Source organism: Vibrio splendidus, assembly GCF_024347615.1.
Classification (GTDB): Bacteria; Pseudomonadota; Gammaproteobacteria; order Enterobacterales; family Vibrionaceae; genus Vibrio; species Vibrio splendidus.
The window spans coordinates 939,371-955,576 of the sequence record NZ_AP025508.1 but is presented as its reverse complement, the minus strand read 5'-3'; the positions used below and the strand labels follow the sequence as shown (position 1 = coordinate 955,576).

12 protein-coding genes are annotated in these 16,206 nt (G+C 44.6%); all 12 read right to left on the bottom strand.

Annotated elements, in window-relative coordinates:
• Positions 1-123: 123 nt before the first annotated feature.
• On the bottom strand, positions 124-1,533 hold the full coding sequence (locus tag OCU90_RS04295; RefSeq protein ID WP_017084514.1) for a sigma-54-dependent transcriptional regulator: 1,410 nt from the start codon (positions 1,531-1,533) through the stop codon (positions 124-126).
• A gap of 30 nt (positions 1,534-1,563) precedes the next feature.
• Positions 1,564-2,607: a sensor histidine kinase gene (locus tag OCU90_RS04290; protein ID WP_004736196.1), complete on the bottom strand. Its 1,044-nt coding sequence runs from the start codon at positions 2,605-2,607 to the stop codon at positions 1,564-1,566.
• 185 nt (positions 2,608-2,792) lie between these two features.
• Positions 2,793-4,259, bottom strand: a complete 1,467-nt coding sequence (locus tag OCU90_RS04285; RefSeq protein ID WP_061024944.1) for a sigma-54 dependent transcriptional regulator — start codon at positions 4,257-4,259, stop codon at positions 2,793-2,795.
• Positions 4,260-4,487: 228 nt separating this feature from the next.
• On the bottom strand, positions 4,488-4,898 hold the full coding sequence (gene fliS, locus OCU90_RS04280; protein ID WP_004736194.1) for a flagellar export chaperone FliS: 411 nt from the start codon (positions 4,896-4,898) through the stop codon (positions 4,488-4,490).
• A gap of 12 nt (positions 4,899-4,910) precedes the next feature.
• Entirely contained in the window at positions 4,911-5,216 is a 306-nt protein-coding gene (locus OCU90_RS04275) for a flagellar protein FliT (RefSeq protein WP_004736193.1), read from the bottom strand.
• 3 nt (positions 5,217-5,219) lie between these two features.
• On the bottom strand, positions 5,220-7,247 hold the full coding sequence (gene fliD / locus OCU90_RS04270; RefSeq protein WP_061024941.1) for a flagellar filament capping protein FliD: 2,028 nt from the start codon (positions 7,245-7,247) through the stop codon (positions 5,220-5,222).
• A gap of 22 nt (positions 7,248-7,269) precedes the next feature.
• Positions 7,270-7,695 (bottom strand): flagellar protein FlaG, encoded by a 426-nt coding sequence (gene flaG, locus OCU90_RS04265; protein ID WP_004736191.1) that lies wholly within the window; start codon positions 7,693-7,695, stop codon positions 7,270-7,272.
• 81 nt (positions 7,696-7,776) lie between these two features.
• Entirely contained in the window at positions 7,777-8,907 is a 1,131-nt protein-coding gene (locus tag OCU90_RS04260) for a flagellin (protein WP_004736190.1), read from the bottom strand.
• A 636-nt stretch (positions 8,908-9,543) separates the two neighbouring features.
• Positions 9,544-10,677 carry a flagellin gene (locus tag OCU90_RS04255; protein WP_004736189.1) on the bottom strand — a complete coding sequence of 378 codons (1,134 nt, stop codon included), beginning with the start codon at positions 10,675-10,677 and terminating at the stop codon, positions 9,544-9,546.
• Between the two features lie 717 nt (positions 10,678-11,394).
• Positions 11,395-12,531 carry a flagellin gene (locus tag OCU90_RS04250; protein ID WP_004736187.1) on the bottom strand — a complete coding sequence of 379 codons (1,137 nt, stop codon included), beginning with the start codon at positions 12,529-12,531 and terminating at the stop codon, positions 11,395-11,397.
• 423 nt (positions 12,532-12,954) lie between these two features.
• Positions 12,955-14,145, bottom strand: a complete 1,191-nt coding sequence (gene flgL, locus OCU90_RS04245) for a flagellar hook-associated protein FlgL (RefSeq protein ID WP_004736186.1) — start codon at positions 14,143-14,145, stop codon at positions 12,955-12,957.
• Positions 14,146-14,154: 9 nt separating this feature from the next.
• Entirely contained in the window at positions 14,155-16,035 is a 1,881-nt protein-coding gene (gene flgK / locus OCU90_RS04240; protein ID WP_061025605.1) for a flagellar hook-associated protein FlgK, read from the bottom strand.
• Positions 16,036-16,206: the final 171 nt, after the last annotated feature.

Genomic DNA, 16,206 nt, shown 5'->3' with positions numbered 1-16,206 from the left:
CAGGAGTCAAAATTATGACTATCTATTTAGCTGTATTATTGACAGAGCAATTAGCGTGCCACACATTAAATTGACTAGATATCGTATTACACTAGTCAGAAAGCTGACACTACTAATCTATCCTCAGTTTGGGATATCTATTCCAGCATCGCGCATTTTCGCCAACTTATAACGCAATGTGCGAGGGCTAATGCCCAATTTTTCTGCCATTTCTTTACGTCGGCCATTACAAGCGATCAGCGTCTCAAGAATAATTGCATACTCTTGATCTCGAAGCTCATTTCCAAGCCCTTCGCTGGCAGCCGAGACTTTACCAATAGGGTTCGCTTCAGCAATCGGCTTAATATCTGGCGCGGCAACACTGTTGCCTTCAACAATTTGCTGTAGGCCACTTGCGTCTTGCCAATCGACACCTTCAAGTAAGATGTGCTCACCTGAAATATTTTCTTGCTCACTCAGAATTAGAGCGCGCTGCACGACATTATCCAGTTCACGCACATTACCCGGCCACGGATAATTGACGAGCTTACTGATGGCTTGCTCGGACAGAACAGGAACGGGCATACCAAGTTTGGTGCAATGGCGCTCAACCAAGTGCTTCGCAAGCGGCTCAATATCGCCTTTACGTTCACACAGTGCTGGCCAAGTAATTGGAAATACATTCAGGCGGTAGTATAAATCTTCACGGAAATTCCCTTCAGAAACATACTGCTTTAGATCGCGGTTACTGGTTGCCAAAACACGAACATCCAGTTTGATACTCTTACGGCTACCAAGACGTTCAACTTCGCGCTCTTGCAACACGCGCAGTAGTTTCGCTTGTAGGCTAAGATCCATTTCACTGATCTCATCCAACAAAATAGTACCGCCTTGAGCCTGCTCAAATTTACCAGGACAAGCTTGAATAGCACCAGTAAATGCGCCTTTATCGTAGCCAAACAGTGTTGCTTCCAACATGTTATCTGGAATCGCGGCACAGTTAATCGCAACAAACGGACCGTCTTTACGGCTCGAAGCGTTGTGAATATAGCGAGACATGACCTCTTTACCAGAGCCACTTGGCCCCAACACCATGACGTTAGCATCGGTTTTAGCCACCTTATCAGCCAACATCATTAGTTTGATGCTTTTCTCATCGGCAACGATGGCATCGCCATTATCATCCGATTTTACCGGAGCATAACGGCTCACCATATTAAGCAGCACTTCAGGCGCAAATGGCTTTGCCATATAATCTATAGCGCCTTCTTTCATTGCGGCAACGGCGTCTTCAATGTTGGCATACGCTGTCATCAACAATACTGGTAGATTTGGCCAATGCTGCTTGATATTTCTTAGCAGTGCTAAGCCGCCCATACCTGCCATCTGCACATCAGAGACAACAATATCAACGGAGTTCGATTTCAATTTTACCAGAGCATCTTCCGCACAATCCGCTTCCAGCCATTCATAGCCAGCAAGCGCGAGAGTGTCGACAAGGGCTTCGCGTAGACCTTCATCATCTTCGACGATTAACACTTTGCTTTGAGCCATAGGATTCTCCAGTGTAAATTCAGTTAAAACTTATTTGTCTTCAGAAGAAGCGCTTCTTTCCAGCGGTAGACACATAGTAAAGCATGCGCCGTCCCCTTCTTCTGATATCAATTCCAGTCGGCCTTCATGTGCTCGACAGACCATTTGTACAACGGCTAAACCTAGACCTGTACCTTGCGAACGAGTGGTAAAGAAGGGTTCCATAATTTTACCTTGAAGCTCTTTCGGTACGCCGGGGCCACTGTCTTGCACTGATATCTTAAGCTCGCCGTTTACGGGCCTAAAAAAAACATCAATCTGCGATTCTTTACCCGCAATTTGCACTGCGTTCAAAACTAGGTTGCTCAGAGCAGAAGCTATAGCATTAGCATTGCCAAACATCTGAGTTTCTTCGCCTTCCACTTCCTGGCAATAATCAATCTGGTTCGATTTTAATGCCGCTTCCACCATTGGGTGAAATTCAGTGATCAGTTCAGCGACAGTAAATGGCTTCACAACCTTGTTGTCGCCACCCTTGGCAAACAACAGCATGTCATTCACTTGCTTCTCTAAGTCATGGAGCCTATCCATAAGCTTAGATTGAAAGCGCGTTTTTGTTGCTGGCGGCAGGTTCGGCGCGGCAAGGTTGGATGCATACAGCATCGCACTAGAAAGTGGCGTACGAACCTGGTGTGCCAACGAGGCTACCATTCTGCCTAACGACGACAAGCGCTGAAGATCACTCACGCGAGACTGTAGAAGACGAGTTTCTGTCAGGTCGGTAATCAAGATAAGTTGACCCGTGGTAGAAGCTGAAATAGCCAAACGAACCTTACGCCCATTCTTCAGTGAGATCTCATGCCCATCATCGTCTTTAGGATCAAAGGCACTTTGAATCACAGAAAACCACTTCTCGCCCACCAGTTCCACACCTAAAATTCGATGCGCTTCTGGGTTCGCTTCCCTTACTTCACCATGAGTATCTAACAAGATGACACCTGCTGGCATCACATCAAGCACTTGCTTATAGCGCTCAACCTGCTGTTCAACTGAATCTAGGTGTGACTGATTTTCTGATTCGTTAGATCCGTGCATGTCAAAAATTTGCCTCAAATACTAAAACAGCCTGACACGTAAAACACGCGTCAGGCTATTTGCTATATTTATCACATAGTTAAGCAAGCAACAACTCAACTATGCCCTCTCTATTCTCTCAACCAAAACGATGCTTTAACTCAACACCCGTCTTAATTTGATATCGCTGAACACGAATCTGAGCTCTATCGCTGTAGATTGTACTTCCGCATTTTTTCAACCAGAGTGGTTCTGCGCATTCCAAGCATGTCTGCAGCACGGGCAACAATGCCACCCTGCGCTTCCAAGGCTTGGTTAATCATGTTCACTTCCATATCCGCCAACAGCTCTTTCAAATTAACACCTTCTGGTGGTAACTCTTGAGGCGCATTCGCGTTATCGGCAAGATCATCTTGCTGGTCAAAGCTGAAATCTTCTGAGAACAAATCAGAAAGTGCATCACGTTCTTGCTCTTCTTCCGACACAAAGCGATTAAATTCAGGCTGGAACTCAGGGATATCACTGTATCTATATTTAGTGGGTAGATGATTCACATCAACCAAGCTATTCGGATACAGGATAACCATTCGCTCAACGAGGTTCGCTAGCTCACGAACGTTACCTGGCCAGTAGTGCTCCATCAAAGAATTGATAGCACGAGCCGTGAAGCAGATAGGCATACTGCCTTCCGCTTCCATTCGAGTCATTAGTTCTTGAAGCAACAGTGGAATATCTTCTTTACGATCTTGAAGCGCCGGCATTTCAATCGGGAATACATTCAAGCGGTAATAAAGATCTTCACGGAACGAGTCATCGTCGATCATGTCTTCAAGATTGCGGTGTGTTGCTGCAATCACACGAACGTCAGCTTTAATGGTGCTGTTGCCACCTACGCGTTCAAAACAGCGCTCTTGCAGTACACGCAACAACTTAACTTGCATTGCCATTGGCATATCGCCAATTTCATCAAGAAACAGTGTGCCACCTTCAGCCAATTCAAAGCGACCTTTTCGTGCGGTAATCGCACCAGTAAATGCGCCCTTCTCATGACCAAACAACTCACTTTCGAGTAAGTCTGGTGGAATAGCACCACAATTCACAGGCACGAAAGGCCCAGAACGGCGCTTAGAGTGATAGTGAATATTACGCGCTACGACTTCTTTTCCGGTACCAGATTCACCAAGAATCAGCACGTTAGCTTCCGTAGAAGAGACTTGTTCAATTAAGTGACGTACTTCTTGAATACCAGCACTTTGCCCTACTAGGCTGCGAAACAGTGTGTTCTTGCGTGCCGAAGACACCACTTGAACGCCCTTGCGGCCTAAGAAATCTTTACAGTGCCTTAATGCATCACTTAATTGCGGGTAGTTAAGAGGAAGTTCAAGCTCGCCAACATAGTTAGTTAGCTCGTCAACCTGGTGATTGTTTTTACCAATCACCAGTAAAGGGATGTGATTGGCGTGAACAAGCTTTTCATTCAGTAATGCGTTGAAGCCTTTACCTTTAATGGTACCAATAATGCAGCCGGCCCACTGTAGTGACCAGTCAACTTTACGTGCTTGTTCAGAGCTGATTACTTCGCAGCTCTCTCCTACAAACTCTAATATTGTGCTTAAATTGTGACGATCTTGAGCGCTATCGTCGACGACAAGCAGTTTTGCCAAACCTTGCATAAGTAGGAATTATTGCCTTTATTTTGGTGCGATGCAGAAAAACGGTGAGCGACGTAATCGATAAAACAGAGAAAAGTATCAATGATTATGGTCTACGTGGACAAATTTAGGAAATCAGCAACGAAAAAAGCCATTAGGCTATCTAATGGCTTCTATTTTATTTGATTAAAAAAATAAGGCAACCAACCAATTAAGGGATATGAGATTGGTTAAAACTGCAGTTTTTCTTTAAATACCTACGTCAGCAGACGTCAAGTTGTGATATTCGTTCGGAATTTGGTCCCAAGCGCTCTTAATTTCGCGGATAATATCGATAACATCATCAATAGGCTGTGGGTCATTTTTGTGATTTGCCGCAGAAATTTGCGTGATCATGAACTCATAAAGTTGATCTAGGTTTTTCGCAATATCGCCACCATCGTCCATAGACAGGCAACTACGTAGGCTAATAATGATATCCAGAGCCTTACCAAGTCGCTCGCCTTTCACTGGGATGTTGCCCGCTTGCATTGCCGCTTTACCTTGAATCAAGCGCTCGATAGCACCTGCCATTAGCATTTGTACAATCTTATGCGGTGAGGCAGCTGTTAGCTGACTATCCACTGATACCTTTTTATATGCCTGTAAAGAACCGCGCATAGTAAACCTCTTTTATAAAAACTTTTTGTATTGTTGAACTGATTTAGCGCCGTGACGGTACTTGTGTAGGGTCTTACCTACTCGACTTGTCTCAGACTGCATCAATTCGACTAATTTTCTGGTTCTGGTAATGGCTTCAAACCATTCAGAACTTTGCTTAACGTCGGGGTGTGAGTCGATTATTTGAAGCACGTTTTGCAATAACTGTTCTCTGTTATCGACAAGCCGCGTTATTTCTTCAGCATTAATTTCACTAAATTCAAGCTTAGAGATAATTAATTGATCGAGTTCACAAAGCTCTTGCAGCTGACTGTTCATCTATTAGCCCAACGCATTCATCATACTGCCCAGCTGGGATTGCATCTTGCTAGTCGCATCTTGCATGGCAGTAAACTTAGAATGTGTGCGGTTTTCTAGGCTGTCCATGCGGCGATCGAGTGCGCTTTGATCATCAACCAAGCGGTAGTTTTGCTCGACTAAGCTCTTTTCTCTAGTACGAATCGAACCTGTGATACCTGTGATACCTTGAATCGCATCTTCCACTTTTTTGGCGAAACCATTGTTGCCGCCAAAGAACTCACCCAACTTATCGAAGTTATTATTAAGTTGACGATCAAGCATGTCGTAGTTAATTTCTAGCGAGCCTTGCCTTGTGGTCGTGATACCAAATTCAGTCAATGACTTGAGATTATCAGGCGCGCCTTCAATACTTGATGAGAACACCCCTTTCAATCGCGAGTCGGCATTACGTACAGTACTGTCGCCAGAAAGCGGCCCTTTTTGGCCAGTCGTTGGATCAACGCCCGCCAAGTTCTTAGACACTTGATAAAACTGATTGTAAGAGTTAACGAAAGATTCAATGTCTTGGCGCACACTATTACGGTCGTACTCAACACCGATTTCGGCCGGTGGCTTATCTTTTGGCGTTTTGCCTTTCACCGTAATATCGATACCTTCTACGGCATCTTCAATCACATTGTTATTACTCGAAAGCTGTGCAACGCCGTCTAGAACGACCATTGAATCTTGCCCCGCCTGAACTTCAGCCATACCGCTATAGGTATCAAAAGACTGTTGTGCCTGTTCGAGCTCAGCTTGCACTTTATCGACTTTCTCTAAAAGCTCACGCTCTTCGGGTTCTAATTTCGCACGCTCAATTTTTTTGGCTTGTTCCGCGGTCAATTCGCCTTTTTGAACTCTCTCAGCCAAATCGGCTTTTTCTTGTGAAATTTTATCTTCGATTCGCGCTTGTTCAGCTTCAAGCTTTTGCTGAGCTTCTTTCGGTGTCACGTAGGAATCGGTCAGAGTACCCGAGGCAGCATTTGACCACCCCGGCACGTCAGGCGCCTTCTCTATCGCTTTTTCATCAAGCTCAAGTTCTGGTGTGTAGTAAGAATCTAAAAGAGTTCCTGAGGCTGTCTCAGTCCAACCTGGGATATTGTCTTCGGGCATCACAGACTTTGACGCCTGAGCTGCGTCTAGGGCAGCTTGACCATCGGCTGCAGCTTGCTCGCCGTAACTAAGACTTTGAGAGTCTCCGTCAACATCTGAGGCAGAATCGGTTTGGGTTGCTGGGATAACATTTCCGTCTTCATCGAGTTTTTCACTCGCATTTGGGTCATCGTTAGCGATCGCTTCATCGATGAGTTCAACGGCTTTTCCTGCAGGGGTTAGAGCAAGAACATCTTGTGCAGCAAGGCGCGCTTTCTCAAGCGCCTTCACACGCTCTTCTAGAGTTTTGTATTCGAGTTTTTTTAGAGGATTAGCAGCATCAGACTCCACATTAATGCTGATCTGCTGATCTGAACCAGACTGGTTCGAGGCGACAATAAGTCGTGGGCCTTCGACATCATTGATAATAGATGCACGAACGCCTGGATTGCTATCTGCGCCGTTTATACTGCGAACGACATCGATAAGTTTCGATCTGTCGCCAACTTGCACATCAAAGCTGTCATCACCAAGCGAAACCTGCAGCTTACCTGGGCCAAATTTCATGTCCTCTGACAGTACATCAGAAGCCACTTTATGACTCTGGGCAAGCTGCAACACATCGATGGCATATTTGCCAGCGATCGCTTCGGTAGTCGCGGTTGCAGAGACAAGACCTTCATCGGTACTTTCAACTGTTCGCACAGCAAAAGCTTTTTCCTGACGAAAGTTTGTCATCAGGTTTTTCATCGAATCAAGGGATTCTCTGAGTCTTCCATAGGCACTAATGCTGGTATCGATTCGCGTTCGTTCATTATCAATTCGTTGCTGTTTAGGTACACGCTCCGAATCAACAATTTTGCTGACCATGGAATTGATATCCATGCCAGACGAAATCCCCATTGGGCCAAAACTCATTAAACCACCTCAATAATACGACTTAAACCTTCACCTCAAATATTCTACTATTTGAATTTTGGGCTGCTAGGCGTCTTAGAATTTCAAGCATTTCTTCGTCAGGGATCTGGCGAATAATATCACCGGTTGTGGTCTCATAAATGGTAACCACATCTCTCCCCGACTCTTCATCGACTTTAAAGGCAACACCCTTGTTGAGAGAGGAGATAAACTCGTTTACCTTCTCTACCATCTTGACTCGCTCTTCATCGTTTAACTCTTGTCGATGTTGAGCTAATTGAATCGCCGCTTCGGTAGCTTGCTCTTTCGATTTTTCTACCTTGCCATAAGATGTTGCTTCTTTCAGTCGTGAAGTGCTCGACGCACTACTACCTTCATCGCTTGCAAATTTAATGCCATTAGGTGAGCCATAAGGCTGGATGTTCGATGCGTTGGATGGTATTTCCATAACAGTCTCCCTCCCTCCTTTGTGAGCCATACAGTAAAACTCTACCCAGAGTAGAGTTTACCGCTACTTACCGAGGTAAGTTTAGCCCAATAAGCTTAGAGCTGCTGATGGTGATTGTTTTGCTTGAGCTAGGATAGAAGTACTCGCCTGTTGTAGGATTTGAGACTTCGTCATTGCTGTCGTTTCTTTCGCGTAATCGGTATCTTTGATACGGCTCTTAGATGCATTAACGTTTTCGTTGATGTTATCTAAGTTGCTGATTGCGTGGTCAAAACGGTTTTGGAAAGCACCAAGAGAAGCACGGTTACTATCTACAGATTTTAGTGCGCCATCAATGATAGATACCGCTTCGTTCGCGCCAGCAACCGAAGTTACATCGATATCGTTAACAGTCACGTCTTTAGCAGCACCAATACCAAGTTCACCAGCAAGGCTGCCGCCGAACTCAACATCACCTTCAACTTTTTGGCTTGAAGCGAAAAGTTGCAGTTTGCCGCCTTCACCAACTGACGCTTTAACGTCTTGGCTCTGACCATTGATGTAAGTTGCTAGTTCTTCCATATCGTTGCCTTCCTTCGCAGAAATAGACAACTCTTGTGCTTCACCAAACTTATCGTTGTATTTGATAGTCAGATCAGAACCTGCAGCTACACGCCAAGAAGCATCTTTGCCTTCTGTAACGCCGTAGCTCTTGCCACCCATGTCTTGAGTGTCAGTACGCATGTTATTCATCGTCAGCATTACTGCTTCACCAGAATCTGCACCGATTTGGAAAGATTGGCTGCCGTAAGTACCGTTAAGAAGCTTGTTACCACCAAAAGAGGTCGTTTCAGCAATACGGTTAAGTTCTGTGTTTAGAGCAGAGACTTCTTCTTGGATCGCAACACGTTCAGATTTGCTGTTTGAACCATTTGAAGATTGAAGAGAAAGGTCACGCATACGTTGCAGAATGTTGGTTGACTCATTCATGGCACCTTCAGCTGTCTGTGCAATAGAGATACCATCATTCGCGTTTTTCACAGCCATATCTAGGCCACGGCTTTGCGACGTTAAGCGGTTAGAGATTTGTAGGCCTGCAGCATCATCTTTTGCGCTATTGATTTTATAGCCAGAAGACAAACGCTCCATTGATTTTTGAGTACCTTCAGCCGCGCTATTTAGGTAGCGCTGAGCCGTCATTGCAGACACATTAGTGCTTACATTAATCGCCATAGTTGATCTCCTTTAGGCATTTTTTAATGTACTTATGTGACTCTCACCTCACACAAATACATGTCAATTTTGTTTATGCACCAGTGTCTCTCTCACCTTACATTGGTACATATCATTTCTCTCAATCCCTTTAACGGCCCCTTAATTAGAAGCTTTAATAAAAAATGTGCTTTTTTTCATATTCTTTTCAACAACAAAGAAAAGTGTGACCGGGATTCAATTAATAGAGCGACATTCGCTAAAGTTTCGTATCCTAGCTCATTTATAAGTGTCGCCTTGCACATAAAAACCAAAGCAGATCCCTGATATCTCGTTCTACTCGATTCTGGGATGACGACCAACGACTTCGATTCAAGTAAACAATGGATGGCTACCTCTCTATAGTCGTCATTCCCTAAGTGAGGAACGAACGTGATAGGGAATCTCGCTTTTGCTCCTGCTTACCAACATGGCACTTTTCCAAATACACCTTCGCCAAATTACAGGCAATAAAAAACCCAGCCGAAGCTGGGTCTGTTTAGCGCTCATCTCTCACCACGAGCTAATTTGTGGAAGCCTAACGTTAACGTTTATGATCAACAACACTTATGATCAACAGCGCTTATAACCAACATGACAACGTGGCTTTTTAATCGATTAACCTAGTAGGCTAAGTGCCGAGTTCGGAGCTTGCTTCGCTTGAGCAAGAATCGAGCTTGAAGCTTGAGAAAGGATCTGAGACTTAGTCATCTGAGTCGTTTCTTTCGCGAAATCGGTATCTTTAATACGGCTCTTAGATGCATTAACATTTTCGTTAATGTTGTCTAAGTTGCTGATAGCGTGGTCGAAACGGTTTTGGAAAGCACCCAGTTCAGCACGGTGGCTATCTACATACTTAAGTGCCGCATCGATAACTGCAACAGATTCTTGTGCGCCGCCAACTGATGTTACGTCGATAGTATCAACCGTTACATCTTTGCCAGGTTGCATGCCTAGTTCACCAGCAAGGCTGCCAGAGAATGCCACTTCGCCTTCAACTTTGTTGTTGCCAGTAAACATTTGCAGCTTACCGTCTTCAGTTACAGACGCTTTAACAGAATCTTGTTGACCGTTGATGTACGTTGCTAGCTCTTCGATGTCGTCGCCCGCTTTCGCAGACACATCGATTTCTTGTGCTTGGCCGAAGTTATCAGTGAACGACATTTTTAGGTCGTTTGCGCCAGCTTGAACGTTCCAGTCTTTGTCTTTCGCGTTCTCAGTTTGGTAGCTCTTACCACCCATCTGAGCGTTATCAGAGCGCATGTCTTTCAGTTGAAGCATTACCGCTTCACCGTTGTCCGCACCGATTTGGAATGATTTAGTACCGTGAGTACCGTTAAGCAGCTTATTGCCACCAAAAGACGTGGTTTCCGCAATACGGTTCAGTTCGTCGTTCAGTGCTGTTACTTCTTCTTGAATCGCTACACGCTCAGATTTTGAGTTTGAGCCGTTTGAAGATTGTAGAGACAAATCACGCATACGTTGCAGGATGTTGGTTGTCTCGTTCATTGCACCTTCAGCAGTTTGTGCAATAGAGATACCGTCGTTCGCGTTACGTACAGCAACATCAAGGCCGCGGCTCTGAACGTTCAAACGGTTAGAGATTTGTAGGCCCGCAGCGTCATCTTTAGCGCTGTTGATTTTAGAGCCTGAAGCTAGGCGCTCCATTGATGTTTGTTGCGCGCTGTTTGCGTTGTTTAGGTAACGTTGCGCTGTCATCGCTGAAACGTTTGTATTTACATTCACTGCCATGGTGATTTCTCCAATTGATTTTCCGGTATAGCGGTTTCCGACGTCTCGGAAAACCAAGTAGTTCTCTCAAAGTTACATTTAATAACGGCTCAAAATCCCTAAGCTTTAGAAAAACTTTTAAAAAACCACAAATAAAATATTAAATCATTACTTATCAATAAGTTAAATTTCACACTTTTCTAAAAAAGCGATAGGGTTTAATCGGGTATAAATCTTAATTTGTTCAAAAAACACGCTAACTACCGTTCAAAATGGTCAACGCTCAGAAATGATCAATCACCAAAGATCATTGATGGGCATAAAGATTGTGCAATTCATCTAGCCAAGTGGACCATTTTTAGCAACGAAAATGGAGCGAATTGAAGCGTTAAGGGTTAGAAAACTAAAAGTTAGAAACCAGTGGGAAACGCAAAAGACAAGAAAACAAAAAGGTAGAAAGCAAAAAGATAGAAATAAGAAAGATAGGAAACAGAGAAATAAATAACAGAAAGGAAAAAGCCCCTTTTCCTTTGAGAGAACCGGGGCTAGTTGGCAGGTCAGAGCCTGTGTGGAGATCATCGAGAAATGAACACATTTCTGACTCGCCGTTGCATTCTTACCGTAAAAATGAATAGCAGGTGAGAGATGAGAGAGCTAAACACTCATAGTAAGTATGCTTGCCAGTTTCCCTTGCTGCATGGCTCACGTCTGAACACGAGCAGCAAGTTCAACCAATAACTATTGCAATAGTGTCATTGCAGAGTTAGGCAACTGTTTTGCTTGAGCAAGTATCGAAGTACCTGCTTGTTGCAGAATTTGTGATTTGGTCATTTGCGTCGTCTCTTTCGCAAAGTCCGTATCTTTGATTCGGCTGTTAGAAGCGTCTACGTTCTCTTGAACGTTTGCCAAGTTATTAATACTGTGGCTTAGACGGTTCTGTTTAGCACCCAAATCAGCACGCTGTGAATCTACGTACTTCATTGCAGAATCAATCACGCTGATTGCGTTTTGTGAACCTGCAACGCTAGTCAGGCTGATATCTTGAACCGATGTTGCACGACCTTCACTCTTAATACCTAGCTCAGATGCTAGGCCACCAGAGATCGACATTGCACCGTCAAGGTCAGGTTCAGCAACGAATAGTTGTATGCGACCATCATCAGTCACCGATGCGTTCACAAGATCAGATTGACCATTAATGTAAGTAGCAAGCTCTTCGATATCATCACCCGCTTTGGTATTGATATCTAAAACGATGTCTTCACCTGCTTTGGTTCTGAATTCAAACTTAAGATCGCTCGCCGTTGGCGGCACTTCCCAGCTTTTATCTTTACCGTTTTCAGAATCGAACGTAGTACCGCCCATACGGAAGTCATCAGCACGAACACTAGTGAGTCCCATAATCATCGCTTCACCAGAACTAGAACCTATCTGGAAAGATGCTTCACCAAATGAACCATTCAACAGACGACGGCCACCAAACGAGGTCGTTTCCGCGATACGGTTTAGCTCATCTTGAAGTGCCGAAGACTCTTCATTAAGCGCGGTACGTTCCGCTGCCGAGTTCGTACCGTTTGATGATTGAATCGCCAGATCACGCATACGTTGTAGTACGTTGGTTGATTCGTTCATCGCACCTTCAGCGGTTTGTGCAATTGAAATACCATCATTGGCATTACGCATTGCTACGTCTAAACCACGTGATTGCGCCGTTAAACGGTTAGAGATTTGCAGACCGGCTGCATCATCTTTCGCGCTGTTGATTTTATGCCCTGATGACAAACGCTCCATAGAAGTCGCTAAATCATTAGACGCTTTATTCAGGTAACGCTGTGCTGTCATAGCAGAAACGTTAGTGCTTACATTAATAGCCATTTTGCTCTCCTTATGAGTTCGCAAACTTTCTGCGAAGCGGCCAGCTTTACTCTCATATGGATAAGCACTGACCGTGTATTACTCGCTAAACCCTATGCAGGGTTTAAGATCTGTATAAATCATTTTATGACCAACACAGATACAAGTTATATGCCAAGTTTAATACTGTTTCGATTAATTTTTAATATATATAAAATCAATCACTTAAATGAAAACTTAACTCGATTTGGTTTAACTGGCTTGGGGAACAAAAAGTACCTTCGTTGACCCATTGCCGCTTTTTGCCGCTATTTTCAAACAGATGACATCCTGTATAAGAAACCGGCAAAGGTTGAAGTGATTCGCTCATACGGCATAGCACATACGGCAAAGAATCTAACTTCAATGGTGAGGGTTAATTCACCACTAAATACAGATTGTTAATTAAATATAATTAAACAAGGTCAGGTCTTTTGTTTTACCAAACGCTTGTTGGGAAGCTTGCAGTGCTCGAGAGTTTTCATTGAATTCAATGATGGCTTTCGAGTAATCCAAGTCTTCAAAGTTGCTTTTTGCTTTGGCTAAAGACAACTTAAAATCTTCATGCTGTTGCTCTTGAATATCCAGCGTACTTAAACGCGCACCAACATCGGTTCTCGCCTTGGTCAAATGGATAAACGCAGCGTGGAACTCTTCGGTTACTTGGTGCAGCTTCGCTGTTGCTGATGCATCCGATACCGGGTTTTCAGCCTGCTCAGCCGCCTCTTTGAACGTATCAAAGATAGAGAAAGTCTCTCGCGGTTCTAAGGTGATCGAATCACCTTTAGTGATTTGGCCTTTGATTTGGATATTCAGCCCTTCATAGACAATGCCAGTCGAAGGATCAAAGTCTTCTGCGGCCACCACTGCGCCATCTTTTTCAAGTTGATAAGCATAATTTCCTGTCTGCATATCAACGAACGTCACTTTATACGTTGACCCATCTTCAGCTGAGTTCGTCGCACGTTCCAAAAGTAATTCAGAAGCGGGTTCGAGTTCGTACTGCGGTTCGTAATCACCAAACGGGTTATCTATTTCCATAAATAACTTGCTGCCTGGATCATTCATCGCCATCTCGAAGCTACTCGCTACACGCATCTTTCGCTGATAGTCATCGCCCTGATAGCTGACGTTGCCTTGGTTATCTCTAAAGAAGGGTTGATTCTTCGGCTTAGTACCCGCAAACGTGTAGTTACCCGACTCATCTTGAGAGTTAGCTAGATGCAGAAAATTATTTGATAGCTCTTGGATCTCGCGTTTCTTCGCTAAACGGTCCTCTGGAGAGAGCGCACCGTTAATCATTTCCATCACGGTTCGTTTTGCTTCATCAGCAAAGCCTTCGGTGTTGGAGACCAATACCTCATGATGCTCTAATCGATTACGAACCAAGACGATTGCGTCACTATATTGCTTAAGCTGCTCTGATTGCTGACCAATATTTTGTAAATAGTGGGTCGCAAGAGGATCATCACTTGGCGACTGCAACTTCTTACCGGAAGCAAGTTGTGCTTGGTTGTGATGTATCTTGTTCTCTTGACGGCGCAAGTCATTCTGAACAGATTGGTAATTGTGGAAGCTAGAAATACGATTCAACATTTATACTTCCTACCTCAGAGCCAAAATAGTATTGAACGTATCATTGGCTGCTTGCATGATTCGTGAAGAAGCCATGTACGCTTGCTGAAATTTCATCATATTTGCCGCTTCTTCATCGAGGTTAACCCCCGACACTGAAGCAATACGTTCCTGAGCGGATTCCTTTTCTAAGGTGGCAATGTCGCTTAAGCGATTTGCCGTCGACGCTTTCAGGCCCGTGTTGGTATTCAAGTTGTGGTAAAGGTCCAAAATCGTAGACTCACCATCATTCAAGATCTTACCGGTTTGGAGATCTTGCAGCTTACGCAAGTTACCGTTGTCACCCTCTGATGGGACAAGGTTTGCCGTAAATTTATCGTTTGCCACAGCGCCAGAAGTTAACTCGAAAGTCGTACCATTAATCGTAACCGGCCCTTCAGGTGGGTACGGCTGCGGCTGCATTAAAATATTGCCTTTCGGGTCAGTCACGGCAAACTGCTCACCTTTTGGTGAAACAATCACTTCAAACTCACGCAATTGACCGGCCGCTAGGATCTTGAACCCCGCCGAGCCTTTCGCGAACGTGGTCGATGCCTCATAACTTTGTGCGGCAATATCTCTAGGGTCTTTGGTTTCCATCTGAATCTGAGCCGCAAAGTTACGAGTTGGACGCAGTAACAGCTTCTCACCCAATTCAGGCGGGTTTCGAACTTCGACTCGCATACCATCTAGATAGAAAGCATTGCCCGCTGCATTCGTGCTGACTTTTACCGCTTCACCGTCAGGCTTGGTCACGACATAATCACTGCCGTCATACTTAAGACCATACTCGCCGCCTTTTAAGGCAGAGGTGTCATCAATATAAACGGCAACATCAGCCTTTGATTGGCTGCCAGCCGTCACGCGTGATTTCGCCACGCGCTCAGAGTTCACATCGGTGAAGATATCTTGGCCAACATTGCCATTGAGATCCAAACCTTGTGACTGAAGTGAGTTTACTTTCTCCGAGAAAGCCGTCGCCAAACGCCCAAGTTCATCCATGATGTCAGGAATGTGTTCGTCTCGCATATCGAGCATGGCACCGATTTTACCATCGATATCATTACTGGTAATCGGCTTCAAAGACTTACCTTCAACTATCGCCAGTCGACGCTGATGTGTATCAGGTAAACCATCAACCAACTTCAGTTGACTTGCCTCACTACCAGAAACCAAGGTATGACCATTACCAATATGGACGTTAAATCCTTCCGCATTAGAGCGCGGCGTTACCGTCACTTTGGTGTAACCAGATAGCTCATTGATCAGCTTTTCGTGCTGGTCTCGTAAATCATTGTGAGGTCCTGGTGTTCGCATCATCAGACGCTGAACGTCACGAATCTCAACAGCAATTTGGTTTACACGTTCTATGCCGACTTCTAATTTTTTATTCGTGGAATCAGACTGTTGACGTACCGTTTCATGGAATTCATTCAAGGTTTTAGTTACAAGCCCTGCTTTCTCTAGCACGACCTTGCGCGCACCCACATCATTCGGGGTATCAGCGAGAGTCTTAACAGAATCAAACCATTCGTTGAGGTTTTCTGGAATCTTCTTTGAAGCGACCGACGACAACATGCTCGACAGCATATCGAGGTTGGCTTCGGTATCGCCTTTGTTGGCGGCATTGGTTGTCGATAAGTTAAGTTCTTTGACGGCAAACTGATCCCAAGAGCGGCGAACATTTTCCACATGCACACCCATACCGTAGGATTGCCCACCGTACTGGCGCGGGTCATTCACACCTTGAATCACAGACTGGCGGCTATAGCCCTCTGTGTTGGCGTTAGAAATGTTATGACCTGTGGTGTTGAGCTGTCTCTGAGCCGTAAGAACACTTTGTGCCCCTACATTCAGAAGATCCGACGCCATAATGCCCCCAAAAAACTTAACAAAACCAGAATGAACTGATTAACTACAACCGTATATTACTAAGATACAAGCAACATATGTGCCAATAAAAAAATGGAAAGTCAAAATACGATAATTTATTGAAGTGTAAGGAGATAACTATGGATTACGCGTAAGAACTGAAGGGGCGGA

Excerpts from the sequence above, each read along its gene's own strand:
- fliS (WP_004736194.1), bottom strand. The coding sequence starts at position 4,898 with ATGCGCGGTTCTTTACAGGCATATAAAAAGGTATCAGTGGATAGTCAG.
- OCU90_RS04250 (WP_004736187.1), bottom strand. The coding sequence starts at position 12,531 with ATGGCTATTAATGTAAGCACTAACGTTTCTGCTATGACAGCACAGCGT.
- OCU90_RS04255 (WP_004736189.1), bottom strand. The coding sequence starts at position 10,677 with ATGGCAGTGAATGTAAATACAAACGTTTCAGCGATGACAGCGCAACGT.
- OCU90_RS04290 (WP_004736196.1), bottom strand. The coding sequence starts at position 2,607 with ATGCACGGATCTAACGAATCAGAAAATCAGTCACACCTAGATTCAGTT.
- flgK (WP_061025605.1), bottom strand. The coding sequence starts at position 16,035 with ATGGCGTCGGATCTTCTGAATGTAGGGGCACAAAGTGTTCTTACGGCT.
- OCU90_RS04295 (WP_017084514.1), bottom strand. The coding sequence starts at position 1,533 with ATGGCTCAAAGCAAAGTGTTAATCGTCGAAGATGATGAAGGTCTACGC.
- OCU90_RS04275 (WP_004736193.1), bottom strand. The coding sequence starts at position 5,216 with ATGAACAGTCAGCTGCAAGAGCTTTGTGAACTCGATCAATTAATTATC.
- flaG (WP_004736191.1), bottom strand. The coding sequence starts at position 7,695 with ATGGAAATACCATCCAACGCATCGAACATCCAGCCTTATGGCTCACCT.
- OCU90_RS04260 (WP_004736190.1), bottom strand. The coding sequence starts at position 8,907 with ATGGCGATTAATGTAAGCACTAATGTGTCTGCAATGACGGCTCAGCGC.
- fliD (WP_061024941.1), bottom strand. The coding sequence starts at position 7,247 with ATGAGTTTTGGCCCAATGGGGATTTCGTCTGGCATGGATATCAATTCC.
- flgL (WP_004736186.1), bottom strand. The coding sequence starts at position 14,145 with ATGTTGAATCGTATTTCTAGCTTCCACAATTACCAATCTGTTCAGAAT.
- OCU90_RS04285 (WP_061024944.1), bottom strand. The coding sequence starts at position 4,259 with ATGCAAGGTTTGGCAAAACTGCTTGTCGTCGACGATAGCGCTCAAGAT.